Genomic DNA, 24,860 nt, shown 5'->3' with positions numbered 1-24,860 from the left:
CCATTATGATAACTGCCATTATTCGCTGGTCTGTTAGCAATCGCTTTTTTGTGTTGTTGCTTACATTAATTTTACTGGGTGGAGGATTGTTTGCGGTAAAAAATACTCCCGTGGATGCCTTGCCTGACTTATCTGATGTTCAGGTCATTATAAAAACCACTTATCCGGGGCAAGCGCCGCAAGTAGTGCAAGACCAAGTTACATTTCCGCTCACCACAGCAATGCTTTCTGTGCCGGGTGCGCAAACTGTAAGGGGTTTTTCGTTTTTTGGAGACTCGTACGTTTACGTTATTTTTGACGAAAAAACCGATTTGTATTGGGCGCGTAGCCGAGTACAAGAATACCTAAGCCAAGTAGCGAGTAGATTACCCGATAGCGCTACGCCAGAGCTTGGCCCTGATGCAACAGGCGTAGGTTGGATTTACTTATACGCACTAATTGATAAAACAAATAAACACGATATTAGTCAGCTACGAAGCTTACAAGATTGGTTTTTAAAGTTTGAGCTACAAACTGTGCCTGGAGTCTCTGAAGTGGCTGCTGTTGGTGGCATGGTTAAGCAATATCAAGTCAATGTAGAGCCTGATAAATTACGCGCATATGGTATTCCGCTTAGTCTCATTCAAACGGCTATTCAACAAGGCAACCAAGAGATGGGCGCCTCAGTAGTTGAAATGGCTGAAGCAGAATACATGGTAACAAGCACCGGCTACATTAAGAGTGTTACCGACTTGGAAGCCATTCCGCTTGGTGTAAACGCTAATGGTACTGCGCTGCAATTGCGTGATGTAGCTGATATTCGAGTCGGACCGCAAATGCGCCGTGGTGTAGCAGAGCTAAATGGCGAAGGTGAGGTAACCGGCGGCATTGTTATTATGCGCTATGGCGAAAATGCACAAAAAACCATTGAGCTCGTAAAAGCAAAATTAGAATCGCTTAAAAAGGGATTGCCAGAGGGTGTTGAAATAGTCCCTGTGTACGATCGCTCCAACTTAATAAATAACGCGGTAGATAATTTAACAAGTAAGCTAATTGAAGAGCTTATTGTAGTTGCCTTAGTGTGTGTGGTGTTTTTGTTTCATGTGCGCTCATCGCTGGTGGCGATTATTACGTTACCGCTTGGGATTTTAACGGCATTTATAATTATGTATTGGCAGGGGATTAACGCCAATATTATGTCTTTAGGAGGAATTGCAATAGCCATAGGGGCAATGACTGACGGTGCTATCGTCATGATTGAAAATATGCATAAACATATGGAAAAAACGCCCCTTACCAACGAAAACCGCTGGGAAGTTGTGGCTAAATCGGCGAGTGAAGTGGGTCCTGCATTATTTTTTAGTTTATTAATTATTACCGTCAGCTTTATGCCGGTATTTATTTTAGAAGCGCAAGAAGGACGTATGTTTGCGCCACTCGCTTACACTAAAACCTATGCTATGGCAGCGTCTGCTGGGCTTGCGATTACCTTAGTGCCGGTATTAATGGGTTACTTTATTAGAGGTAAGGTCATTTCGGAGCAAAAAAATCCAGTTAACCGATTACTCGTCGCAGCGTATCGTCCACTACTTAACTGGGTGCTTAAATTTCCAAAAATGACATTGGTACTCGCGGTGGTTGTTTCTGTTATTGGCTTTTACCCGGTAAATAAAATAGGCAGTGAATTTATTCCGCCACTCGATGAGGGCGATTTAATGTATATGCCCACAACGTATCCTGGTTTATCGGTAGGTAAAGCGCGCGAAATACTACAGCAAACCGACAAGTTAATTGCCACAGTACCCGAGGTTAAAACAGTATTTGGTAAAGTTGGGCGAGCAGAAACTGCAACAGATCCTGCGCCGCTTACAATGATAGAGACGTTTATTCAGTTAAAACCAAAAGACGAATGGCGCGAGGGTATGACTCTTGAAAAACTTAAAAAAGAACTCGACGGTTTGGTTAAGTTTCCAGGGCTAACTAATGCGTGGGTAATGCCAATTAAAACACGCATTGATATGCTCGCAACCGGTATTAAAACTCCCGTGGGCATTAAAGTTGCGGGACCAAAGTTGAGTGAAATTCAAAAAATTGGTCAGCAAATAGAAGTGCTATTAAAAGATGTGCAAGGCACCGCATCGGTTTACTCAGAGCGAGTAGCCGGTGGACGTTATATAAAAGTAGATATAAATCGTGAAAAAGCCGCGCGTTATAGCTTAAACATTAGCGACGTACAGCAAGTTGTATCTACTGCAATAGGTGGTACAAACGTAACACAAACGGTAGAAGGGCAAGAGCGTTATCCTGTTAATTTACGTTATCCGCAAGCATACAGAGACTCGCCAGAAGAGTTAATGCTGTTACCTATTGTAACTCCTACAGGGCAGCGTATAGCACTTGGTGATGTAGCCGATGTATTTATTGAAGATGGACCGCCTGGTATAAAAAGCGAAAATGCACGTTTAAACGGTTGGAGTTTTATTGATATAGATGGCGTTGATATTGGTACTTACGTTGAGCACGCTCAGCAAGTGCTCGATAAAGACCTAATACTACCTGCTGGCTACTCAATTACGTGGGCTGGGCAGTATGAATACATGCAGCGCGCTAAAGAAAAACTGACTTATGTATTACCACTTACATTAGCGATTATTATTGTATTGCTTTACCTTAATTTTAGAAGCTTTGCTGAGGTCACTATTATTATGGCTACGTTGCCACTGGCAATGATTGGTGGCGTATGGCTAATGTATTTAGAGGGCTTTAACTTTTCAGTTGCAGTAGGTGTAGGCTTTATTGCCTTAGCCGGTGTTGCGGTAGAAATAGGGGTCATTATGTTGGTGTATTTAAACCAAGCCTATCAAGAAAAGTGCCTCGAAGCAGAGCAAGCCGGAAAACCGCTTAGCTTAGTGCAATTACAGCAAGCTATCATTGAAGGAGCAGGGCTTCGAGTACGCCCGGTTATGATGACTGTCGCGACAATTATTATCGGTTTATTACCTGTACTTTATGGCACGGGCACCGGAAGCGAAGTAATGAGTCGAATAGCAGCGCCTATGGTTGGCGGTATGGGCAGTGCAATTGTACTCACCTTACTTGTTATTCCTGCGGTTTACCTACTATGGCGCAAACAAGGACTTAAATAATATAAAACAACAAGACTATAGAGCAATGCTGTTACTACCCATGCATTGCTCTATAAAAATTACCTATAATTTGTAAGTTGTTCTATTAGATAGCTAGTTATTACTAATATTTAAATTAACTAACTGTTTTTAAATAGCTTTTTAATTGGCACGCTTTACGCAGTGTATTACCTATACAGTCAACTAAGTAAGGAATGCACATGCAAGTTAAAACAATTAAAGAGGTATACGATTGGACCGTTTTGTTTCATACGCAAATGGCGGCTAATTTTTATAGCGTAAAGGATTTACTCGATGAACATAATGCAATGCTGGTGGACTACTACCTAAATTACGAAAAAAAACTCGCCGAAGATTTAGTCGGGTTTAAAGCGATAACCGAAATAAATACGCTCGATACGTACAGTTATGAATACTTTGCTAAAAATCCTGAGCTAATTACTTTTGAAGACATTAGTAAAGATCAGCAATTCGATGAAGAAGTCATTCAAGGGTATTTAGCACAGCAACATCAAAAAGTGATTGAGTTATATGAATACTTACTTGAACGCGCCGAAACCGAAAGTGGGCAAGAAAAGCTTCAACAAATACTAGAGCTTGAAAAGCAAGGTATAAAGCAAATGATGCAAAGTACTAATCGTCATATGGATATGTAGCTTTATAAAAGAGCGGGATTACTGAGTTTATCTCGCTCTTATTAGCTTTAAGGTGATTATTTAAAATAGCTGATGCTTGCATCGGCTTATTTTATGTCTGCGTTAAATAATCTGCAGAGCATTTTGATGGACTAAAATGGTATGCGTGTCAGTTGTATGGCACGCATAAATGGAGGTTAAACTTCTTCCGTATCTACAATCAAATCACTTGTAATTGATTCCAATGCTTCAATAACTTCGTCTTTATCCATACCATTTGGCAGAGTAACGGTAGCAACAGCGCTAAAAATAGGCACTCCCCAATTAGGTGCGCTTTGTTGTCTTGAATTTAAGTGAGTAATATTAGCGCCTTTATGACGTATTACACTTGCCAGTTCTTGAACAATACCAGGACGGTCGTTACCTGTTATAACTAGATTAATTTGCTCTAGTGTTGATGGTTCAATCTCTGTGTTTCCGGTTTCAATACGAACGTCTAATTTAGGTAACTTATTTAAAGCACTTTGTAATGATTGAAAATGCTCCTCAGCAACTTCAAGTTGAATAATACCTGCAAAATGACCTAATAAATGGCTTAAGTTACTACTAAGCCAGTTGCCATGATTTTGTAATACGACTGATGAGATGCTCTCTACTAAACCAGGGCGATCTTTCCCTAAAATAGTTATAACCAACTGCTTCATAAATAATTCTCTTTTTAAGCCCAAAGAAAGTAAATGCATAGGCATTAAGTATGTTGTCTAATTTAAATTGTGTGTTGTTGCACTTTTTATAAATCTTTGATTATAAATTAAAAAAATGAATATAGTTGTGTTGACTATACGCAGTATTAATAGTCATTATTATTTACTAAGTACTCTTTTAGTATTGACCTCGATAAATACTTTGTCCAATTATTTTATAATTTAGTTCACTTATAAATCACCTATTTGAAGCTAATTTAGACTTTTCCCTCGTTAGTTTTATTTAAAGCTGTTTTAGAGTGCTTATTATTACTGCTGTAACATTACTGTCATCTTGATGAAATATAATTTATGCAACGTTAAGATTTAAGGGTGTTTTGATGACTTCAAATCCGAATAAGCCGACTTTTAATACGGATCGAAGCCGTCTATTTAAAGATCGGTTTGCCAAGTTTGGCATAACCGCAGGTGGGATAATGGTATTGGTAGCACTGCTATTAATATTCTTTTACCTTCTTTATGTAGTACAGCCAATTTTTGAATCAGCAAAAGTAGAAAAACGCGATAGCTTTCATGTTGCTAATTCACAGCAAATAGCAGGCTTAGGTGTAGAAGAGCAAACTGAAGTTGCTTATTTACTCAGTCAGCAAGGTCAGGTTGATTTTTACAGTGTGCAAGATGGCAGCTTTGGTAAAAAGCTTAAAACATTAAACGCCGAGCTACCAAGTGATGCAACAAGCTTTGCAACAAGCGCGCCTTTTCAAGGGCATTATGCGTTTGGTTTAGAAGATGGCACCGTAATGGTTGTTGCACCTAAATTTTTAGTTACCTTTCCAAATAACGAGCGTAAATTAACACCTCGCTTAGGTTTTCCTCTAGGGGAAATGGCTTTAGAAGTAGATGAACAAGGTGCAGCTATTAAACGCTTTGCATTTAGTCACTATGAAGACAAAACAGCGGTTGTAGCTCTTACAGAAGATAAGCGTGTATTATTTAGCAGCTTTATTGCTGAAGAGAATATGTTTACCGGTGAAGTAGAGTGGGTTGTTGAGCGTACAGAACTTGATGTTAATGGACGTGTAGACGAATTATTAATGTCGCCAGATACAACACGTACTTTTGTACGTTCTGCTAATCAAGTGTATGTATACGATACGCGTGACCCAAGTGATGTAGAGCAAATTCAGTTGCTTTCGGCTAACGAAGAAAATGCAAATATTGTATCTGCACAACTGCTAGCGGGCGCAAACTCACTCATGCTTGCTAATGATAACGGTGAGGTTTCGCAGTGGTTTGAAGTAAACACTGACACAGGCCGTGAATATCAAAAAATTCGCTCATTTGAAACAACTAAGCAAAGTAAATTAAATGTATTTACTGAGTTTTACCGTCGTACTTTTTTTACTACTGGCAATAATGGTGAGCTAGGCGTGTACTACACAACCAGCGAAGCAAAACTTTGGCAGGGGAAAGTAAGTGAAGGCGCAATAGAAAACTTTGCAATTGCACCACGTTCAAATGCTGCGTTAATTTTAGCGGATAATAAGCTAACAGTATTAGACATTCATAACGAGCACCCAGAAGTTACGTGGTCAGCACTTTGGCAAGAAGTGTGGTACGAAGGTTACCCAGAGCCAGGTTATATTTGGCAGTCAACATCAGCCAGTGACGACTTTGAATCTAAGTTTTCACTTGTGCCAATTTCGTTCGGTACATTAAAAGCAGCACTTTATGCGATGTTGTTTGCTGTACCAATCGCGCTTTCGGCGGCTATTTACACGGCATACTTTATGTCGAGCAAATTACGTAAAGTGGTTAAGCCTACCGTTGAAATAATGGAAGCATTACCAACCGTTATTTTAGGTTTTTTAGCGGGTCTTTGGTTAGCCCCATTAATAGAAGAGCACTTACCTGCCATTGTTGGGTTACTCATATTATTACCTTTAGGTATGTTAGCGACAGGTTTAGCCTGGACTAAATTACCAACAAAAATACGCCATAGAATTCCTGATGGTTCGCATTCAATCATCCTTATTCCGGTCGTTTTACTTATTGGTTGGTTTTCGTTTGCTATGAGCGAATTTGTTGAACTTTGGATGTTTGACGGCAATGTACGTCAGTACTTAACAAATGAGCTAGGTATGACATTCGATCAACGTAACTCGCTTGTTGTAGGTATTGCGATGGGTTTTGCGGTTATTCCTACTATATTCTCAATTGCAGAAGACGCGGTATTTAGTGTTCCAAAGCATTTATCAAATGGCTCATTAGCATTAGGTGCAACGCAGTGGCAAACACTAATACGTGTTGTATTACTAACAGCAAGTCCAGGTATTTTCTCTGCGGTAATGATGGGACTTGGCCGAGCAGTTGGTGAAACCATGATTGTACTTATGGCAACCGGTAATACACCGATTATGGATTGGAGCATTTTCCAAGGTATGCGTACGCTTGCAGCAAATATTGCAGTTGAAATGCCAGAGTCAGAAGTAGGTAGTTCGCACTATAGAATATTATTCTTAGCAGCCTTTGTATTATTCATATTCACATTCATTTTTAACACAGTCGCTGAGTTTGTTCGCCAGCAACTGCGTGAAAAATACAGCTCAATGTAAGCGGAGAGACATGACATGGTAAAGCAGTGGTTTAAGTCTGGTTCTCCTTGGATTTGGATGACCGGTGGTGCAGTGAGCATCAGTTTGATTTCAGTTTTAGGCTTATTGGCAATGATAGCCTGGAAAGGGTTAAGCTTTTTCTGGCCTTCAGAAGTTGTACAGTTTGAACTTGAAGGGTCGATTGCAAAGCAAACCGTTATTGGCGAAGTTTACGATCGTGAATTAGTACCAAAAACGCGTTTAGCCGCGACAGGTATTGATGTTAGCGGGTTTGAAAAAGAAGAAATAGAGCGCTTACTTATTAAAACAGGTAACCGCGAATATGTAGATTTAGATTTTCGTTGGATATTAGAAACCGACATAACAAATAAAACAGCACCAGCGGCGCTTGCAGTATTTGAGCGTAGTAAAAACGGTAACTTTTATGGTTATGTGCAAAACGTTATTAAAGACGGTCAACCGGTTAATGGCGATAAAATAGAAGCGCTACATGAGCTTGTAGAGCGTGCGGTTGATTTAAATGACGAAGCACTTGATTTGCAAAATGGTGACATTGGGCATATTAACTACGCACTTGAACGCTTACGTTTAAAAGAAAAAGGCTACTTACTTGATAACGCTCTCACTGATGAGCGTGTTGCTGAGCTTGCTCAAGCACGTGCTGAATTACGTGCAGAGTATGGTGTACTTGAAAAAGATTTATTTGCACTACGCAAACAAGCTAAACGTGACCACGTAACTGTAAAAGATATGCGCGGTGAAGTTGTTACAATTCCTATGTATCAAGTACTTGATGTTTGGTTTCCAAACGATATGGGCTTTTTTGCAAAGCTAGGCCACTACTTTGTGCAACTAGGTAAGTTTGTATCCGATGATCCACGTGAAGCAAATACAGAAGGCGGTGTTTTCCCTGCTATATTTGGTACTGTATTTATGGTTATGCTGATGGCTGTAATTGTGACGCCGTTTGGCGTTGTAGCTGCAATTTACTTACACGAGTACGCCGCAAAAAATGCAATCACTAAAATGATTCGTATCGCAGTGATTAACTTGGCCGGTGTTCCTTCAATTGTATACGGTGTATTTGGCCTCGGCTTTTTTGTATACATGTTAGGTGGTAGCTTAGACCAATTATTTTATCCAGAATCGTCGCCAACGCCAGTATTTGGTACGCCAGGTGTAATGTGGTCGGCATTAACGCTCGCTATACTAACGCTGCCAGTTGTTATTGTATCGACTGAAGAAGGTTTATCTCGTATTCCAAGTACCGTACGTGATGGTTCACTAGCGCTTGGCGCAACAAAAGTTGAAACGTTATGGCGCATAATTATTCCAATGGCAAGCCCTGCAATTATGACAGGTTTAATACTGGCAGTTGCGCGTGCTGCAGGTGAAGTTGCACCGTTAATGCTAGTAGGCGTTGTAAAAATGGCTCCTACATTACCACTTGATGGCAACTTCCCGTATTTTCACTTAGATAGAAAGTTCATGCACTTAGGCTTTCATATATACGATGTTGGCTTCCAAAGCCCTAATGTTGAAGCGGCACGCCCGCTGGTATACGCAACGGCCTTTTTATTGGTGTCGGTGATTATTACCCTAAACATAACGGCCATTGGTATACGTAACCATTTACGTGAAAAGTACAGATCGCTTGAACACTAATTAGTAAAGATTTTATAGGTAACAAAAATGATTACAGTCGCTCCAAAAGTAAACCAAGCTAATATAGGCCAGAAGTTAGACCTAGAAAATTTAACGGATGACCAAAAAGCGCTAGAGATTAAAGATCTCGATCTTTACTACGGTGATAAGCAAGCGCTTAATAAAGTAAATATGAACATTCCTAAAGGCCAAGTAACTGCGTTTATTGGACCATCGGGCTGTGGTAAATCAACTCTATTACGTTGTATTAACCGCATGAACGATTTGGTAGATATTTGTCGTATTGAAGGTGAAATATTACTTCACGGTCAAAATATTTACGATAAGAGCGTAGATGTAGCAGCACTTCGTCGTAATGTAGGTATGGTGTTTCAGCGTCCTAACCCATTTCCTAAATCAATTTATGAAAATGTGGTTTATGGCCTACGCTTACAAGGCATTAAAGAGAAGCGTAAGTTAGACGAAGTGGTAGAGCAATCACTTCGTGGTGCTGCTTTATGGGATGAAGTAAAAGATAGATTACACGATAGCGCGTTTGGCTTATCGGGTGGTCAGCAACAGCGTTTAGTTATTGCTCGCTCAATTGCAATTGAGCCAGAAGTTCTTTTATTAGATGAACCTACATCAGCACTTGACCCTATTTCTACTTTGGTAATCGAAGAGCTAATAAACGATTTAAAAAACCAATTTACCGTTGTTATTGTTACACATAACATGCAACAAGCAGCACGTGTATCTGATCAAACAGCCTTTATGTATATGGGCGAATTGATTGAGTACTCAGACACAAATACCTTATTTACTACACCAACGAAGAAAAAGACCGAAGATTATATTACCGGTCGTTACGGTTAATTAGCCCGTTGTAGCGTGTTGTGCAAGATTAAGAGAGAAGGTAACTATGGAACATAATATTAATAAACATATTTCTGGGCGTTTTAACCAAGAACTAGAAAATGTACGTAATCATGTATTAAGTATGGGTGGCTTAGTTGAGCAGCAGTTAAATAGTGCGCTTGATGCGGTGAGTCGTAACGATGCAGAGCTTGCTCAAAAGGTACGTCAGAACGATTATAAAGTGAATGCAATGGAAGTAAGCATTGATGAAGAGTGTACGCGTATTATTGCTCGTCGTCAGCCTGCAGCAAGTGACCTGCGTTTAGTGATTGCAATTGCTAAAACAATCGCTGATTTAGAGCGTATTGGCGATGAAGCTGAGCGAATTGCTAAAGTTGCACTAGACTCATTTACCAAAGATCAGCAAGATTTATTAGTAAATATTGAAAATATGGGCCGCCAGGTTTTAAAAATGCTACACGACGTACTAGATGCATTTGCGCGTATGGATGTGCAACGTGCATTTCAAGTACATAAAGAAGATGCAAAAGTTGACCGCGAATATGAAGCCATCACACGTCAAATAATGACTTACATGATGGAAGATCCACGCTCAATACCTAAAATCATGGACTTAGTCTGGTCTGTTCGCTCATTAGAGCGTATTGGTGATCGCTGTCAGAACATTGCTGAATACATTATTTATTTTGTTAATGGCAAAGATATTCGCCATACATCTCAAGAAGATATAGAAAAATCACTATGATTTTTTACCCATCATGCTTTTCTATTAAAGCGGCTTAGTGTCGCTTTGTGTATTGCAAGCTTTAGTGAAGTAATAAAAAGCGTTCACAATCTTGGTTAATACTGTAAAATTCATGCTGCAAAGCATATCAATTTGATTAAAGGGTCAGTTATGCCTACAAACGCGTTTTTAGGAGTATTTGCAAAATCTCCTATCAAACCAATGGAAGAACACATCAAGAAGGTTCATCAAGCAAGTAAAGCTTTGATACCTTTTTTTAATCACGTATTTAAAGAAGAGTGGGTACAAGCAGAAGAGCTTCGCATCACTATTCGCAATTTAGAACGTGAAGCTGATGATATGAAAAGAGATATACGTTTACAATTACCGCGTGGTTTATTCATGCCGGTAGAGCGTACAGATCTTCTCGAACTAGTAACTCAACAAGATAAAATTGCCAATAAAGCAAAAGATATTGCAGGGCGAGTGATTGGTCGTGAAATGACCATTCCAAAAGTTATGCAAGCTGATTTCTTAGCTTACTTAACCCGTTGTGTAGATGCGACTAAACAAGCATCTAAAGCAATTAATGAATTAGAAGAATTGCTAGAAACGGGTTTTAAAGGTCGAGAAGTCACCTTAGTAGAAAAAATGTTAGTTGAATTGGATGCCATAGAACAAGACACGGACGAAATGCAGATAAAAGTACGCCGCCAGCTACGTGATGTAGAGGGTGAGTTAAATCCAATTGATGTTATGTTTTTGTACAAAATCATTGAATGGGTTGGCGAGCTTGCAGATATTGCAGAGCGCGTAGGATCACGTCTTGAGCTGATGTTAGCTCGTTAATTTAAAATCAGTTCAAACACGAAAGATTAAGGTTTTACAATGGATATCATTGCATCTTACGGCACGGTATTAATTTTAATTGCCGCAGCAGTCGGCTTTTTTATGGCTTATGGTATTGGCGCGAACGACGTAGCGAACGCCATGGGCACATCTGTAGGTTCAAAAGCGCTAACAATCAAACAAGCTATTTTTATAGCGATGATTTTTGAATTTGCAGGCGCTTACTTAGCAGGTGGTGAGGTTACATCAACAATTCGTAAAGGAATTATCGATGCCGCACCATTTGCAGACATTCCTGAACTTATGGTTCTGGGTATGATTTCGTCTTTATTTGCAGCGGGTGCTTGGTTATTAATGGCCTCGTTCTTGGGTTGGCCAGTATCAACGACTCACTCAATCATTGGTGCAATCATTGGTTTTGCGTTAGTTGCTGTTGGTACTGAGGCGATTCAATGGGATAAAGTAGGTGGTATTGTTGGTAGTTGGATTATAACGCCCGCCATATCAGGCTTTATTGCATACTTAATATTTATGAGTGCACAAAAACTTATTTTTAATACAGATGCACCACTAAAAAATGCTAAACGCTATGTACCACTTTATATGGGTTTAGCAGGTTTTATAATGGCCTTGGTTACAATTAAAAAAGGCTTAAAGCATGTTGGTGTTGATTTAGGTGCAGCCGAAGGGTACGCCTTAGCAATAGCTGTAGCAGTTGTCGTTGCTATAATTGGTAAAATTGCTATTTCTCGTTTAAATATCGATCCAAAAGCAGATAAACAAATGCAATTCAACAATGTTGAAAAAGTGTTTGCTGTTCTTATGGTATTAACAGCATGTTGTATGGCCTTTGCACATGGTTCTAACGATGTTGCTAATGCAATCGGTCCACTAGCTGCTGTTGTAAACATTGTTGAAAACAATGGTGAAATTGCTAAAAAAGCGGCTATTGCTTGGTGGATTCTACCTCTAGGTGGTTTTGGTATTGTTGCGGGTCTTGCTATTTTGGGCAAAAAAGTAATTAAAACGATTGGTGAAGGCATTACACATTTAACGCCTAGCCGTGGTTTTGCTGCTGAACTAGCCGCTGCTTCTACCGTTGTTATTGCATCAGGTACTGGTATGCCAATCTCTACTACTCAAACCTTAGTGGGTGCGGTATTAGGTGTAGGTATGGCACGTGGAATTGGTGCACTTAACATGGGTGTTATCAGAAACATTGTAGTTTCTTGGGTAATTACATTGCCAGTTGGCGCTGCCCTTGCTATTGTTATTTTCTACGTACTAAGAACCGCATTTGGGGTTTAACAAAAAAGTACTCAAAGACTTTTAGCTTGAAAAGATCTCAATGCCCTAGGTGTTGGGGTCTTTTTATTTGTGGAAAGAAAAAATGACCAATCTTCCAAGTATCAAACAGCTACAGTATTTATTAGCTGTTCATCAACATCAGCACTTTGGCAGAGCTGCCAGTGCCTGTTTTATAGGGCAATCTACTTTAAGCAGTGCTATTCAAAATCTTGAAGAAACGTTGGGTTGCCAGCTTATTGAACGCGAAAATCGCAGCCTTATGTTTACCAGTATTGGTGAAGAAGTTGTTGAGCGCTCTCGTAAAATAATTAACGATACAATTAGTTTAAAAGAACTCACTAAAAGCTTTTTAACACCACTGAGTGGTAAATTAACAGTGGGTGTTATACCTACAATTGCTAGCTTTATAGCGGCTCCTCTGTATCACTTTTGTAAAGAAACCTTTTGTGATTTAGAGTTGGTATTAATAGAAGATACGAGTGATAAGCTACTGGATAAACTTGAGCATGGGCATATTGATTTAGCGCTACTTGCACTGCCATACGAAACCGATAAATTTCATACACAAGTATTGGCAAAAGATCAGTTTAGTTTAGTGCACCATAAGGACTACAGCGCTGCAAAGGGCATAGTCGACTTTAATCTATTACCAGAGGCTAGCGTATTCTTACTCGAGCGTGAGCACTGTATGACAGGCCATGCGCTCAGTGCATGTCATTTAAACCGTGCTAGTTGTATTAACCCATTTGAAGCAGCAAGCTTGCATACATTATTGAGTATGGTTGAGCATCAGCTCGGGGTGACTTTTTTACCACAAATGGCGATTAACGCCGGAATTTTAGATAATAAAAATATGGTGGCAACACCATCACAAAGCGATGCATATAGAGATATTGGCATATTGTGGCGGAAAACTACGGGGCGGATCCGCGACTTTAAGTTATTTAGTCAACAGCTTGAGATATTTTTAAAGCGCCAATGTAGTTTAGATTTTTCTAAATAAGAATAGGAAATGAATGAAAGCAGCTTATAAAGGCTGCTTTTGATTTTTAAGATGGCTTTCAAAAGGCTCAAGTTCGGGTAAAAATAGTAAATAAATCCATACCACTAAGTTAAAGTAAGGCACGCAGCCTAATACAGTAAAAACCTTAACTGGGTAGCCTTTAATATTTGCGTAACGATAACACTGATACGCGATTGCAAAATGTATAATCAGTAATAACATAACTAGCTGTGTCATACCTTTCTCCTTAAAAGCTTAAATAGCTTTGAAACCCACTATAAATATCAGTACTATGCCGCCAAAAGGTAATGTCATGTTTTTAAAGTGAAATGCATTAAAAGGCACGACATTTTTTATTTGGTACTGAAAGTATAGGCAAGAAAGGTAATATTGGTAGTAACAAATTGTTTAATTTTGTTTATTTTGGGCTAGCTTGTTGTTGGTAAAACGTTTTATTTTTTGAAATTTTTTCAAGTTCATCTTTTACTTTTTCAACAGGTATTGGGCGTGCAATAAAGTAGCCTTGTCCATAGTCAACACCTATCTCTTTTAGTGCAAAAAATATCTCTTCGTTTTCAACGTACTCAGCTACAGAGCGCTTATCGAGAGACCGACTAATATCATTTATTGCTTTTACTAACGCTAAGTCTATAGGGTCATTAAGCATGTCGCTTACAAATGAGCCATCAATTTTTACATGCTGTGCTGGAAGCTGCTTTAAATAGTTAAATGTACTAAAGCCAGTTCCAAAATCATCAATAGAAAAATGACAGCCTAAGCTATTAAGCTTCTCAATCATTTTACGAGTCGCTTTTAAGTTGTTAATACTTGCTGATTCAGTTATTTCAAAAATTATCCGCGAAGGGGGCACGTTATACTTTTCAAGGTTTGATTCAATTAATGGCAATAAGCGTTCATCTAAGAATGATTGTGCTGACAAATTAATAGCAACTTGGTTTAACTCTGTGTGCTTAGACACACAAGCAACGGCATTACGTATAACGCATTGATCCATCAAAAATGTGTCGTTAAGCATCTCTAAAGAGGGAATGAATTGATTTGGGTACACAAGTTCACCTTTGAGTTTTAAGCGTAAGAGCGCTTCAAAATAAGCAACTTTACACTCTTTAAAATCCCAAATAGGTTGGTAATGCAGTTCAATATTATCTTGCTGCAGTGCTTGTCGAATTTCGTGACCCCATTCAAGCCCAGTTTGAAGCGTATTGTTTTGAGCGTCCTCTTTTGAGTAGCAATGTACTAAGTTACGCCCTAAATTTTTGGCAATATACAAAGCAATATCGGCTTGTTTTAAACATTCATTAGGATCATTGTTTTGTGTCGTAATTTGAGTTAAACCGATAGAGCAGCTAATTGTGTATATCTGATCTTCTGATTTAAAAGCATGTTTTTCTATTGCGCTGCACACACCTTCAGCAATAAGGTGTGCATCCAGTAAATTCATATCGGTAAGTATGACTGCAAACTCATCGCCGCCTATTCGGCACACCAAATGGTCTTCGCCAATATTTGCTTTAAATAATTGCGCCACTTCTTTTAATACTATGTCACCTTGGTGGTGACCTTTGCTGTCGTTTATTATTTTAAAGTGATCGAGGTCAATATAAATAACAGCATGCTCTATGCCATCATACGTGTATTTATCTTGGCATATTTTATTAAGCTGTTGATCAAAGTAATAACGGTTATGTAAACCAGTTAGTGGGTCATGGTGTGCTAAATGACGTAGTTGAAGTTCTGCTTGCTTTCGTTCGTGTATGTTATCGATGGTTGCGGTGATAGTTGCGTTATTACGACTGTTTTTTATTAGCTGTAACCTGCATTCGACCCAAATTAAGTTGCCATTTTTATGGGTGAGTTTTACTTCTATTTGTTGTTGCTGCTCGCCACCATGTAAAATGTCGTTAATAGTATAGTTTAGTCTTCCCTTATCTTCATTATTACAATAAGTACTTAATGGGGTTTGTAGCGACGATTTAACACCAAAGCCACTTAAAGTTTCCCATGCTGGGTTAATAAAACGAATATTACCTTGTTGATCAAGCTCTAAAACAACTGTATTTAGATGTAATAAAATGCGTTGATGAGCCGAAAATAGCTCTTTATAACGAACTTCACTGACGCTTAGCTGCTCTACTTTATAAGCAAATTCAGCGTAACTCACCATAAAATCTTCACGTCGTGCAGCGTGGTCACACACTTTATTTAAAAATGAAGGGTCGTATGGGGCTCTAATAAAATCGGTAACACCAGACAGCAAAAGCTGCTCAGCGTAATCAGCATCATCACTTTCTATAATCGTAACAATAGCTTGTTTAGAATTGTGCTGTAGGATTTCTTCAACGAGTACACTCGAGCTCTCTGCACTTGATGTAGTGGCATCGAGTAGCACAATTGAAAACTGCTGTTGGTTGTAAGCGTTTAGTGCTGCTTTGGCTGAGGTAACGTGAGTAATAGCAAAGTTTAACTTTAACTGTTCACTAATTTTGTCGGCCGTATTTTGAAGCGGCTCTAATAGCAATAAATTTAGTCGGCTACTTTTTTCTAAGTGCGTAGATAAAACATTCGCAAGCACTTGAGGAAGCATGTCTTTATGTTCAAACGGCAGTACAGCATCTATTCCGTAGCTTCTGGCTGTTGTTTCGGCAATACGCTCACAGTAAATTGGCGGAATAAGTAAAATTGGGGTGTTTTTTGGTGTTTTTAATAATCCTGAGCGGATCATCCTCGAAAAGCGCCAGCCGTCAATTTTTCCAACATTAATGCCCGTTATTATAATATCAACAGGGTGTTGTTTTAAAAGCTTTAAAGCTTGTTGGCTATCTTGCGCATCAATAAAGGTAAATACATTTAAGCTATCTAAAGTGCCTTTAATCGCGCGACGTTCAGCACTACTTGCGTTTAATATTAGCAATTTAAGCTGGTTTGGCACGTGTTGAACACCCCTAATGTAACTTATAATAATTCAGCCGAACAAGAATAGTGACATTTAACCATAAGAACAAGAAAATTAAATGACAAACACGCAAACAAGACATTATAAGTTTGGCTGATTTCTTGAGCTTAATATCCGATACATATACACTTGGCGCGATTTTAAATGATGTGGATTACTAATTATGCGCGTGGCTGACTTTAGCTTTGACTTACCTGATGAATTAATAGCTCGTTTTCCTAAAGCGGACAGAACTAGCAGCCGTTTACTTACTTTAGATGGCCCAAGCGGAACTCTAGAACATAAAGTGTTTAGCGACATACTTGATTTAGTAAACGAAGGCGATTTGTTAGTCTTTAACAATACACGCGTAATTCCAGCACGTATGTTTGGTCAAAAAGCCTCTGGCGGCAAAGTTGAAGTGCTTGTAGAGCGAGTGCTAGGTGAACATCGCGTACTTGCGCACGTACGCGCGAGCAAGTCGCTTAAGGTTGGTAACGAAGTTATTTTAGAGGGCAAAGCCAAGGCAATAATGGTTGCACGCCACGATACATTATTTGAGCTTGAGTTTGATCATAGCCAAAACGTGCTAGATATACTTAATGATATTGGTCATATGCCACTGCCTCCTTATATTGACCGACCTGATACCGAAGCTGATCGCGAGCGTTACCAAACTGTTTATGGAGAAAAGCCAGGTGCAGTTGCTGCGCCAACAGCGGGCTTACATTTTGACGATAAGTTAATGACGGCACTAAAAGATAAAGGTGTAAACATGGCCTTTGTTACTTTACACGTTGGCGCCGGTACTTTTCAGCCAGTACGAGTAGATAGTGTTGATGAGCATATAATGCACTCCGAGTACATTGAAGTACCCGATGATGTAGTTGCTGCCGTTGCACAAACCAAAGCAAGTGGCGGGCGCGTAATTGCTGTAGGCACAACTTCAGTACGCTCATTAGAGTCGGCAGCTAAAGTTCACGGCGGCAAGTTAGATACGTATTTTGGTGATACCGATATATTTATTTTTCCGGGTTACCAATTTAATGTTGTTGATGCCATGGTCACAAATTTTCACTTACCAGAATCAACGCTTATAATGCTAGTCAGTGCTTTTAGCGGACAAGACAATATTATGGGTGCATACAATACGGCAATTGAACAAAAATACCGATTTTTTAGTTACGGTGATGCGATGTTTTTAACACGCAAGTAACCGTTTATTATTTAATACTCAGTAAAAAACACTAAAAACCCCAGCAACGAAGCTGGGGTTTTTGTTTAGCATAATAAGCAAACCTGAATTTATCGCAGCTAATAGTATTAATGAGGTAAAAAGGGTAGAATCGAGCGGTTAAATTATAGCTTGTTGGACTGTTTTTCTGACATTGAGGATGATATGAAATTTGAATTAGATTGTACTGACGGAAAAGCGCGCCGCGGCCGCTTAATTTTTGACCGTGGTGTAATAGAAACACCTGCATTTATGCCTGTTGGTACTTACGGTACTGTAAAAGGTATGACGCCAGATGAAGTAAAAGCCACTGGTGCGCAAATATGTTTAGGTAATACCTTTCATTTAATGCTTCGTCCAGGTACTGAAATCATTAAGCAACATGGTGATTTACACGACTTTATGAATTGGGATTTCCCAATTTTAACTGACTCAGGCGGTTTTCAAGTATTTAGCTTAGGCGCAATGCGTAAAATCACTGAAGAAGGCGTGTTATTTCAATCTCCAGTAAATGGTGATGAAATTATGATGTCGCCTGAAAAGTCGATGGAAGTACAGCGCGACTTAGGCTCAGACATCGTTATGATTTTTGACGAGTGTACGCCATATCCAGCAACTGAAAAAGAAGCTAAAGATTCTATGGAGTTATCTCTTCGTTGGGCTAAGCGCTCAAAAGAAGGGCATGGCGACAATCCATCTGCTTTGTTTGGTATTATTCAAGGTGGTATGTACCCAGAATTACGTGCACAATCGCAAGCAGGCTTAGAAGAAATTGGCTTTGATGGCTATGCATTAGGTGGTCTATCAGTAGGCGAGCCTAAAAACGAAATGATGAATATTCTTGATCATTGTGCGTTTAAAATGCCAGAAGACAAACCACGCTACCTTATGGGTGTAGGCAAGCCAGAGGATTTAGTTGAGTCTGTTCGCCGTGGTATTGATATGTTTGACTGTGTTATGCCAACACGTAATGCGCGTAACGGCCATTTATTCATTACCACGGGTGTAGTTAAAATACGTAACGCAGTACATAAAACAGACACAGGGCCACTTGACCCTGAGTGTGATTGCCATACGTGTGGAAACTATTCACGAGCTTATTTGCATCACCTTGATAAATGTAACGAAATTTTAGGTGCGCGACTAAACACAATTCATAACTTACGTTACTATCAACGTGTTATGGAAGGTTTACGTAATGCAATTAGCGAAGGTAAATTAGAAGAATTTGTACAAGATTTTTATGCTCGCCGAGGCCAAGACGTGCCAGAGCTAGTAGATATAAAAAATTAAACTTTAAAATTAAAGAGGAAGTATCATGAGTTTATTTATTTCAAATGCACACGCAGCAGCTGGTCAACCTGCAGCAAGCGGTGGTTGGGAAATGCTAATAATGTTAGCTATTTTCGGTTTGGTTTTTTACTTTTTAATCTACCGCCCGCAAGCTAAGCGCGTTAAAGAGCACAAAAGCTTAATGAGTATGATGGCTAAAGGCGATGAAGTACTTACCCAAGGCGGTTTAGTGGGTAAAATTGTGAAGATTTCTGAAGAGAAAGATTTCATCGTTATCTCTTTAAACGAGCAAGCAGAAGTAACAGTACAAAAATCTGCAGTATCTGCAGTATTGCCAAAAGGCACAATGAAGTCGCTATAAAAATAATAAGGACGACCCCGTGTTAAACAAGTTTCCAGTTTGGAAGTATTTACTTGTTTTAGCTGTGGTAGCCATTGGCCTTTTATATGCCTCTCCAAACTTGTATGGTCGCGATCCGGCTATACAAGTTTCAGGTGCTAAAGGCGCTGATGTCGATCTCAGTGTTGTAGACAAAGTAAACGCAATCCTTGAAAAAAATAATGTAACCGCTAAATCGACAATACTTGAAGATGGACAAATTTTAGTTCGTTTAAAAAATGTTGAAGAACAGCTTAAAGCGCATGACTTACTGCGTGATTCGCTTAACGACGATTATATTTCTGCCATTAATATGGCACCAGCTCAACCAGCTTGGTTAAAAGCGGTTGGTGGTAACCCTATGAAGCTAGGTCTTGATTTAAGTGGTGGCGTACATTTCACCATGGAAATCGACATGGCAACAGCGGTTGATAACCAGCTTGAGCAAATGGAACAAGATTTTCGTAGCGACCTGCGCGAAGAAAAACTACGTTACCGTAGTGTTCGCCGCGTAGCAGGCTCCGATCGTATGCGTGTAGAAATGCGTACTGAAGAAGACAAAAATGCAGCAGAGAGTTTCTTAGAAACTCGCTACCCGCTAAATGTCTACATTGATGACAGCAGTAACGATAAAGCATTTTTTGCGACAATGAGTGAGCAAAAACTCAAAGAAATTCGTGACTACGCTATCAAGCAAAATGAAACGATTATTCGTAACCGTATCAACCAAATTGGTGTTGCAGAACCTAACGTACAACGCCAAGGCGCTGAGCGTATTATTGTTCAACTACCTGGTATTCAAGACACAGCACGCGCTAAAGAAATTTTAGGCGCAACAGCAACACTTGAATTTCGTGAAGTAGACGAAAACGCTGATATTAGCGCTGCTGCTCAAGGTCGTATCCCTGCGGGTACTGAAATGATCATGAGCCGCGACGGTTACCCTGTTGTACTTAAAAAGCGTATTATTCTAGAAGGCAGCCATATAACTGGCGCGCAATCTGGCGCTGATGAATACCAACGCCCGCAAGTGAGTATTACGCTAGATAGCAAAGGTGGGGCAAAAATGAATGCCTTTACCAAACGTGCTATTGGTAAGCGTATGGCAACGGTATTTATTGAGTACAAGCCATCAGGTAAAAAAGATGCAGACGGTAAAGCGCTTCCGCCTATTAAGGTTGAAGAAGTTATTAACGTAGCAACAATTCAAGCACGTCTTGATCGCTCGTTCCGTATTACCGGCATCGATAACCCAGCTGAAGCACATAACTTAAGTTTGCTACTTCGTGCAGGTGCGCTTGTAGCACCAATTCAAATTGTTGAAGAGCGCACTGTTGGTCCAAGTTTAGGTCAAGAAAATATTGAAGCGGGTATGACTGCGGTTGCACTTGGTTTTGCGTTTGTACTTGTGTTTATGCTTGTGTACTACAAAGGCTTTGGTATGGTTGCAAACCTTGCGCTTGCGGCTAACTTAGTACTGATTGTTGGTGTTATGTCTTTAATTCCAGGCGCGACACTTACGCTACCTGGTATTGCAGGTATTGTATTAACCGTAGGTATGGCAGTTGATGCTAACGTACTTATTTTTGAACGTATTCGTGAAGAGCTGGCCGATGGCCGCAGCCCTCAACAAGCGATTCATTTCGGTTACGATAGCGCATTTAGCACTATATTTGATGCTAACATCACCACGTTAATCGCTGCCATTATACTGTTTGCAGTAGGCACAGGTCCGATTGCGGGCTTTGCAGTGACACTTGCGATTGGTATTTTAACTTCAATGTTTACAGCCATTGTTGGTACCCGTGCGGTAATCAACTTATTTGTTGGTGGTAAACGTATTGATAAACTTTCGATTTAAGGAGCTGACATGCAAATTTTAAGTTTGGGTAGTAGAACCCTTCGTTTCATGTCTCTTCGTAAAGTGGCTATGGGTTTTTCGACGTTATTAATTTTAGCGTCGTTTGCATCAGTTTTTGTTAAAGGTCTAAATTTTGGTTTAGATTTTACCGGCGGTACTGCGGTAGAAGTTGGTTTTTCACAGCCAGCAGACCTTAAAAAAGTACGTGCTGCGCTAGCTGATAATGGTTTTGCTGATGCATCAGTACAACTATTTGGTTCAAGCCAAGAGATTTTAGTTCGTTTAGCACCGCGCGGTAGTGATGTAAAAGCCGAAGTAATTGGTAACCAAGTAATCGATGCGCTTAAAAAAGCTGATGACAGCGTAGTAATGCGCCGTATTGAGTTTGTGGGCCCAAGTGTAGGTGAAGACTTAAAAGAGCAGGGTGGCCTTGCCATGTTAACTGCACTTATTTGTATCTTAATCTACGTTGCATTTCGTTTTGAATGGCGCTTTGCTGTGGGTGCAGTAGGTGCACTACTACACGATGTTATTATTACTGTGGGTTTATTTTCGATATTAGGTTTAGAGTTTGATTTAACTATATTAGCGGCAATTCTTGCGGTAATAGGTTATTCACTTAACGATACGATTGTTGTATCTGACCGTATTCGTGAAAACTTCCGTAAAGTGCGCATTGACGATACTGTAGAAATTATTGATATTTCACTTACGCAAACACTTAACCGTACACTTGTAACCTCAATCACGACTATTTTAGTATTGATTGCTTTGTTTGCATGGGGCGGACAAACCATTCATGGCTTTGCAACTGCATTGCTGTTTGGTGTGTTTATTGGTACTTATTCTTCGATTTATGTTGCGAGTTCTGTTGCTATAGCAATGGGCGTAAGCAAAGAAGACTTAATACCAGAAGTAATTGAAAAAGAAGGTGCAGACCTAGACGCAATGCCGTAGTAGAGTCTCATTAAATAAAAACCGCTCCTATGAGCGGTTTTTTTATACCTGCAATTTATTAATTGTTCAGGCGTCTAAGTTTTCATTAGCGGATGTAACAGTGCAAGCTTACGAAAACAGTGCTAACTTTGTAGTGTGAATCGGTAGGACCTTTTTGCAATAATATATAAATCGCCATAGGTTAAGTCACCGGCCACTGAGGCTAAAATAAGCCAAGTGTTATCGCTCTAGTTATCTATTTATTTATGTGCTCAAGGGATGCTTTAGAAGTGTTTAGCCTTTCAGCCAATAATAGGTAATTTAAACAAAGCAGGTAATTATTATGTTACCAATAAAAGTTTCTATCAGTGTATTTAGTTTGTTTGTAAGTTTTTCACTTATGGCGCAAGAGCAAATAATTAATGTTGCTCAAAAGCAAGATACCCAAAACGCACGAGAAGAATACCTCAATGAGTTATTAGTACGTGCACTTGAAAGTGTTAACTACTCCGGTGTTATCCGAATGACCCCCATATCAGAACTGCAAAAGCGTAAGTTAATAAACCTAGATGATAACGAATTAGATATGTATTGGAGTATGAGCAGTCCAGAGCGAGAGGCGCTTGCTTTGGCGATAAAAATACCACTATTTAAAGGCTATATAGGTAAGCGAGCTTTATTAACTAATAAGCAAAACTTGGCGCGCTTTAAAAAGGTAAAAAATATTGAGCAGCTAGCTACGTTTTCGGCTGTACAAGGGCACAACTGGCCAGATACAAGAATAATGTCCTATAACGGATTACATGTAAGACCGCTTACTAACTACCAAGCCATGTTCACTTTAACGAGCCGTGGACGAATAGATTACTTTCCTCGTTCGTTTATTGAGGTTAACTCTGAGCTTGTTGAAAACAAACAAAGTAATTTAGTAATCGTGCCTAATTTATACATAAGTTATCCAACCGGTATTTATTACTTTGTGACTAAGAGTAAACCTGAATTAGCAAAGGCTGTTGAAGAGGGATTAATAGTGATGCAGGAAAGCGGTGAATTTGACGCATTATTTAATGAATACTTCGCAAAGGATTTAAATACACTACCTTATACAAAAGGCAAAACGATAGAGATTAAGCTCGATAACCCTTATTTTTAGGCACAAAAAAAGGAGCCTGAGCTCCTTTTTAGCATGCTATTAATAGCAGCAATTAGCGAAGTAACGACTCAGTTAATACTGGACGAATTTCACGAATAATTGCTTGAGTCAATTTTGGTGAACCACAGATAATATTGCCGCTGTGGTTATAGTTATTACCACCAGCGAAATCTACAACCATACCGCCCGCTTCTTTAACCATAAGTTCGCCTGCAGCAGAGTTCCAAGGTTTTAAACCAATTTCAAAAAATCCATCAACACGACCAGCTGCAACGTATGCCATATCTAAAGCAGAACAACCTGCACGGCGAATGTCTGCAGTGTGTACAAACAATGCTTTAAACGCTTCAGTGTATGCATCCATGTGGTTTTTGTTTTTGAAAGGGAAACCAGTAGCAAGTACAGTGCCTGCAAGAACCGTAGTTTTGCTAACACGTAGACGTTTGCTGTTTAACTGAGTGCCTTGACCGCGAGATGCAGTGAAAAGCTCACCACGAATTGGATCATAAATAACAGCTTGGTCTAAACGACCTTTAACTTTAAGTGCGATAGAAACCGCGTAATGAGGGATACCTTTGATGAAGTTAGTTGTTCCATCGATAGGATCTACAATCCATTGGTAATCATCATCCTTGCCTTTATGCTCACCTAATTCTTCACCAACAATAGAGTGAGTAGGGTAAGACTGTAAAATAGTGTCACGAATTACGGCTTCGGCTTCTTTATCAATGTTAGTTACTAAGTCGTTAGCGCCTTTTTGTTGCACTTCAACTTTTGATAAATCTTCACTTGCGCGAAGTAAAATTTTGCCTGCGTTGCGCGCAGCGCGAACCGCAATGTTTAACATTGGATGCATGGTATTACCTTTGGGTTGTAAAAGAACGTTTATATATTTCAGCCGGCGTATTTTAGCGACTTTTGACATAAAGTAAACAATAAACCCCAAATACTTATGTTTGTTTTTTATACAAGATTGAAAAGTGTCTATATTTTTAAAAAATAATAATGAGCAATTAATAAGTCACTATGTTCCTTTGTGTGTTAATTAAATTGAATTAATTTTAAATAACGCTTTACCTAAAGTTAGCTTGAGGTTTTATCGTGCCCCTAACTTAATTGATAGGACAACATTATGTATTTAGAGCACGTAAACTTAGTCGCGAGTGATATAAATAGTATGCTTAAATTTTACCAAGCTGTATTTCCGCATTGGTCAGTCAGAAGTGAGGGCAGAGGCGATTGGCATGGAAAACCAAGACGCTGGGTACACTTTGGAGATGACACGCATTACATTGCGATAAGCAGTCATGGTGAGGGTGAAAACAGAAACTTATCGGGCCATCAAATTGGTTTTGCACACTTTGCTTATGTAACTAATAATTTAAGCGCAGTAGTAATGCGCTTAAATAAAGTGGGTTTTACAGTAAGCAAGCAAGGTAGCGAGAATCCTTTCAGAAAGAATGTCTACTTTATTGATCCTGCAGGGTTTGAAGTTGAGTTTGTAGAGTATTTAAGTGATATACCAAGCGAGCGAAATAACGATTTATAATAAAATACTAAGCAGC

20 protein-coding genes are annotated in these 24,860 nt (G+C 39.4%); 16 read left to right on the top strand and 4 right to left on the bottom strand.

The features are described 5' to 3' along the window. The first annotated feature begins 5 nt into the window (after positions 1 to 5). Complete coding sequence (locus I6F54_RS08975) at positions 6 to 3,125, top strand: efflux RND transporter permease subunit (RefSeq protein WP_197140932.1); 3,120 nt, start codon at positions 6 to 8, stop codon at positions 3,123 to 3,125. Positions 3,126 to 3,325: 200 nt separating this feature from the next. Beyond that, complete coding sequence (locus I6F54_RS08970; RefSeq protein WP_007586459.1) at positions 3,326 to 3,781, top strand: hypothetical protein; 456 nt, start codon at positions 3,326 to 3,328, stop codon at positions 3,779 to 3,781. Between the two features lie 176 nt (positions 3,782 to 3,957). Here the strand turns inward: I6F54_RS08970 and I6F54_RS08965 are convergent, their stop codons facing one another. Next, positions 3,958 to 4,464, bottom strand: a complete 507-nt coding sequence (locus I6F54_RS08965) for a glycine cleavage system protein R (RefSeq protein ID WP_007586460.1) — start codon at positions 4,462 to 4,464, stop codon at positions 3,958 to 3,960. 380 nt (positions 4,465 to 4,844) lie between these two features. Here I6F54_RS08965 and I6F54_RS08960 point away from each other — a divergent pair, with 380 nt between their 5' ends. From I6F54_RS08960 to I6F54_RS08930, 7 genes are all read left to right on the top strand, one after another. After that, complete coding sequence (locus tag I6F54_RS08960) at positions 4,845 to 7,079, top strand: ABC transporter permease subunit (protein WP_165727118.1); 2,235 nt, start codon at positions 4,845 to 4,847, stop codon at positions 7,077 to 7,079. Positions 7,080 to 7,094: 15 nt separating this feature from the next. After that, positions 7,095 to 8,744 carry a phosphate ABC transporter permease PstA gene (pstA, locus tag I6F54_RS08955; protein WP_007586463.1) on the top strand — a complete coding sequence of 550 codons (1,650 nt, stop codon included), beginning with the start codon at positions 7,095 to 7,097 and terminating at the stop codon, positions 8,742 to 8,744. Positions 8,745 to 8,771: 27 nt separating this feature from the next. Beyond that, a complete protein-coding gene (pstB, locus tag I6F54_RS08950) occupies positions 8,772 to 9,599 on the top strand; it encodes a phosphate ABC transporter ATP-binding protein PstB (protein ID WP_007586464.1) in 828 nt (275 codons plus the stop codon). A 46-nt stretch (positions 9,600 to 9,645) separates the two neighbouring features. Next, entirely contained in the window at positions 9,646 to 10,347 is a 702-nt protein-coding gene (phoU, locus tag I6F54_RS08945) for a phosphate signaling complex protein PhoU (RefSeq protein WP_007586465.1), read from the top strand. 150 nt (positions 10,348 to 10,497) lie between these two features. Next, positions 10,498 to 11,175, top strand: coding sequence for a TIGR00153 family protein (locus tag I6F54_RS08940; RefSeq protein ID WP_002957838.1), 678 nt, complete (start codon positions 10,498 to 10,500; stop codon positions 11,173 to 11,175). Between the two features lie 39 nt (positions 11,176 to 11,214). Continuing rightward, on the top strand, positions 11,215 to 12,483 hold the full coding sequence (locus I6F54_RS08935; RefSeq protein ID WP_007586466.1) for an inorganic phosphate transporter: 1,269 nt from the start codon (positions 11,215 to 11,217) through the stop codon (positions 12,481 to 12,483). A gap of 82 nt (positions 12,484 to 12,565) precedes the next feature. Further along, the gene (locus tag I6F54_RS08930; protein WP_165727119.1) at positions 12,566 to 13,486 is read left to right on the top strand and encodes a hydrogen peroxide-inducible genes activator; all 921 of its coding nucleotides are present in this window, start codon (positions 12,566 to 12,568) and stop codon (positions 13,484 to 13,486) included. A gap of 24 nt (positions 13,487 to 13,510) precedes the next feature. Here the strand turns inward: I6F54_RS08930 and I6F54_RS08925 are convergent, their stop codons facing one another. Beyond that, a complete protein-coding gene (locus tag I6F54_RS08925) occupies positions 13,511 to 13,723 on the bottom strand; it encodes a hypothetical protein (protein WP_024592496.1) in 213 nt (70 codons plus the stop codon). 181 nt (positions 13,724 to 13,904) lie between these two features. Beyond that, positions 13,905 to 16,436 (bottom strand): two-component system response regulator, encoded by a 2,532-nt coding sequence (locus tag I6F54_RS08920; protein ID WP_197140928.1) that lies wholly within the window; start codon positions 16,434 to 16,436, stop codon positions 13,905 to 13,907. Between the two features lie 187 nt (positions 16,437 to 16,623). Here I6F54_RS08920 and queA point away from each other — a divergent pair, with 187 nt between their 5' ends. The 6 genes from queA to I6F54_RS08890 all read left to right on the top strand — a co-directional run bounded on the left by queA (position 16,624) and on the right by I6F54_RS08890 (position 23,295). After that, positions 16,624 to 17,655 carry a tRNA preQ1(34) S-adenosylmethionine ribosyltransferase-isomerase QueA gene (gene queA, locus I6F54_RS08915; protein WP_197119703.1) on the top strand — a complete coding sequence of 344 codons (1,032 nt, stop codon included), beginning with the start codon at positions 16,624 to 16,626 and terminating at the stop codon, positions 17,653 to 17,655. Between the two features lie 183 nt (positions 17,656 to 17,838). Next, positions 17,839 to 18,966 carry a tRNA guanosine(34) transglycosylase Tgt gene (gene tgt, locus I6F54_RS08910; RefSeq protein WP_007586471.1) on the top strand — a complete coding sequence of 376 codons (1,128 nt, stop codon included), beginning with the start codon at positions 17,839 to 17,841 and terminating at the stop codon, positions 18,964 to 18,966. Between the two features lie 25 nt (positions 18,967 to 18,991). After that, positions 18,992 to 19,327 carry a preprotein translocase subunit YajC gene (yajC, locus tag I6F54_RS08905; protein WP_007586472.1) on the top strand — a complete coding sequence of 112 codons (336 nt, stop codon included), beginning with the start codon at positions 18,992 to 18,994 and terminating at the stop codon, positions 19,325 to 19,327. A 19-nt stretch (positions 19,328 to 19,346) separates the two neighbouring features. Next, positions 19,347 to 21,206, top strand: coding sequence for a protein translocase subunit SecD (secD, locus tag I6F54_RS08900; protein ID WP_165739576.1), 1,860 nt, complete (start codon positions 19,347 to 19,349; stop codon positions 21,204 to 21,206). Positions 21,207 to 21,215: 9 nt separating this feature from the next. Further along, a complete protein-coding gene (gene secF, locus I6F54_RS08895) occupies positions 21,216 to 22,163 on the top strand; it encodes a protein translocase subunit SecF (protein ID WP_007586474.1) in 948 nt (315 codons plus the stop codon). Positions 22,164 to 22,485: 322 nt separating this feature from the next. Beyond that, positions 22,486 to 23,295 carry a substrate-binding periplasmic protein gene (locus I6F54_RS08890; protein WP_166376400.1) on the top strand — a complete coding sequence of 270 codons (810 nt, stop codon included), beginning with the start codon at positions 22,486 to 22,488 and terminating at the stop codon, positions 23,293 to 23,295. Between the two features lie 52 nt (positions 23,296 to 23,347). On the opposite strand, the gene suhB is transcribed toward I6F54_RS08890, so the two are convergent. Continuing rightward, entirely contained in the window at positions 23,348 to 24,151 is an 804-nt protein-coding gene (suhB, locus tag I6F54_RS08885) for an inositol-1-monophosphatase (protein WP_002957826.1), read from the bottom strand. 276 nt (positions 24,152 to 24,427) lie between these two features. On the opposite strand from suhB, the gene I6F54_RS08880 reads away from it, so the two are divergent. Beyond that, positions 24,428 to 24,844, top strand: coding sequence for a VOC family protein (locus tag I6F54_RS08880; protein WP_165741552.1), 417 nt, complete (start codon positions 24,428 to 24,430; stop codon positions 24,842 to 24,844). Positions 24,845 to 24,860: the final 16 nt, after the last annotated feature.

Origin of the sequence: Pseudoalteromonas sp. SWXJZ10B, assembly GCF_015864475.1 — a bacterium.
GTDB classification, from domain to species: Bacteria; Pseudomonadota; Gammaproteobacteria; order Enterobacterales; family Alteromonadaceae; genus Pseudoalteromonas; species Pseudoalteromonas arctica.
This window is presented reverse-complemented; position numbering and strand designations above follow the sequence as displayed.

Excerpts from the sequence above, each read along its gene's own strand:
- I6F54_RS08965 (WP_007586460.1), bottom strand. The coding sequence starts at position 4,464 with ATGAAGCAGTTGGTTATAACTATTTTAGGGAAAGATCGCCCTGGTTTA.
- pstA (WP_007586463.1), top strand. The coding sequence starts at position 7,095 with ATGGTAAAGCAGTGGTTTAAGTCTGGTTCTCCTTGGATTTGGATGACC.
- I6F54_RS08890 (WP_166376400.1), top strand. The coding sequence starts at position 22,486 with ATGTTACCAATAAAAGTTTCTATCAGTGTATTTAGTTTGTTTGTAAGT.
- I6F54_RS08940 (WP_002957838.1), top strand. The coding sequence starts at position 10,498 with ATGCCTACAAACGCGTTTTTAGGAGTATTTGCAAAATCTCCTATCAAA.
- phoU (WP_007586465.1), top strand. The coding sequence starts at position 9,646 with ATGGAACATAATATTAATAAACATATTTCTGGGCGTTTTAACCAAGAA.
- I6F54_RS08960 (WP_165727118.1), top strand. The coding sequence starts at position 4,845 with ATGACTTCAAATCCGAATAAGCCGACTTTTAATACGGATCGAAGCCGT.
- I6F54_RS08925 (WP_024592496.1), bottom strand. The coding sequence starts at position 13,723 with ATGACACAGCTAGTTATGTTATTACTGATTATACATTTTGCAATCGCG.
- suhB (WP_002957826.1), bottom strand. The coding sequence starts at position 24,151 with ATGCATCCAATGTTAAACATTGCGGTTCGCGCTGCGCGCAACGCAGGC.
- pstB (WP_007586464.1), top strand. The coding sequence starts at position 8,772 with ATGATTACAGTCGCTCCAAAAGTAAACCAAGCTAATATAGGCCAGAAG.
- yajC (WP_007586472.1), top strand. The coding sequence starts at position 18,992 with ATGAGTTTATTTATTTCAAATGCACACGCAGCAGCTGGTCAACCTGCA.
- I6F54_RS08970 (WP_007586459.1), top strand. The coding sequence starts at position 3,326 with ATGCAAGTTAAAACAATTAAAGAGGTATACGATTGGACCGTTTTGTTT.
- I6F54_RS08930 (WP_165727119.1), top strand. The coding sequence starts at position 12,566 with ATGACCAATCTTCCAAGTATCAAACAGCTACAGTATTTATTAGCTGTT.
- I6F54_RS08935 (WP_007586466.1), top strand. The coding sequence starts at position 11,215 with ATGGATATCATTGCATCTTACGGCACGGTATTAATTTTAATTGCCGCA.
- I6F54_RS08975 (WP_197140932.1), top strand. The coding sequence starts at position 6 with ATGATAACTGCCATTATTCGCTGGTCTGTTAGCAATCGCTTTTTTGTG.
- tgt (WP_007586471.1), top strand. The coding sequence starts at position 17,839 with ATGAAATTTGAATTAGATTGTACTGACGGAAAAGCGCGCCGCGGCCGC.
- I6F54_RS08880 (WP_165741552.1), top strand. The coding sequence starts at position 24,428 with ATGTATTTAGAGCACGTAAACTTAGTCGCGAGTGATATAAATAGTATG.
- queA (WP_197119703.1), top strand. The coding sequence starts at position 16,624 with ATGCGCGTGGCTGACTTTAGCTTTGACTTACCTGATGAATTAATAGCT.
- secF (WP_007586474.1), top strand. The coding sequence starts at position 21,216 with ATGCAAATTTTAAGTTTGGGTAGTAGAACCCTTCGTTTCATGTCTCTT.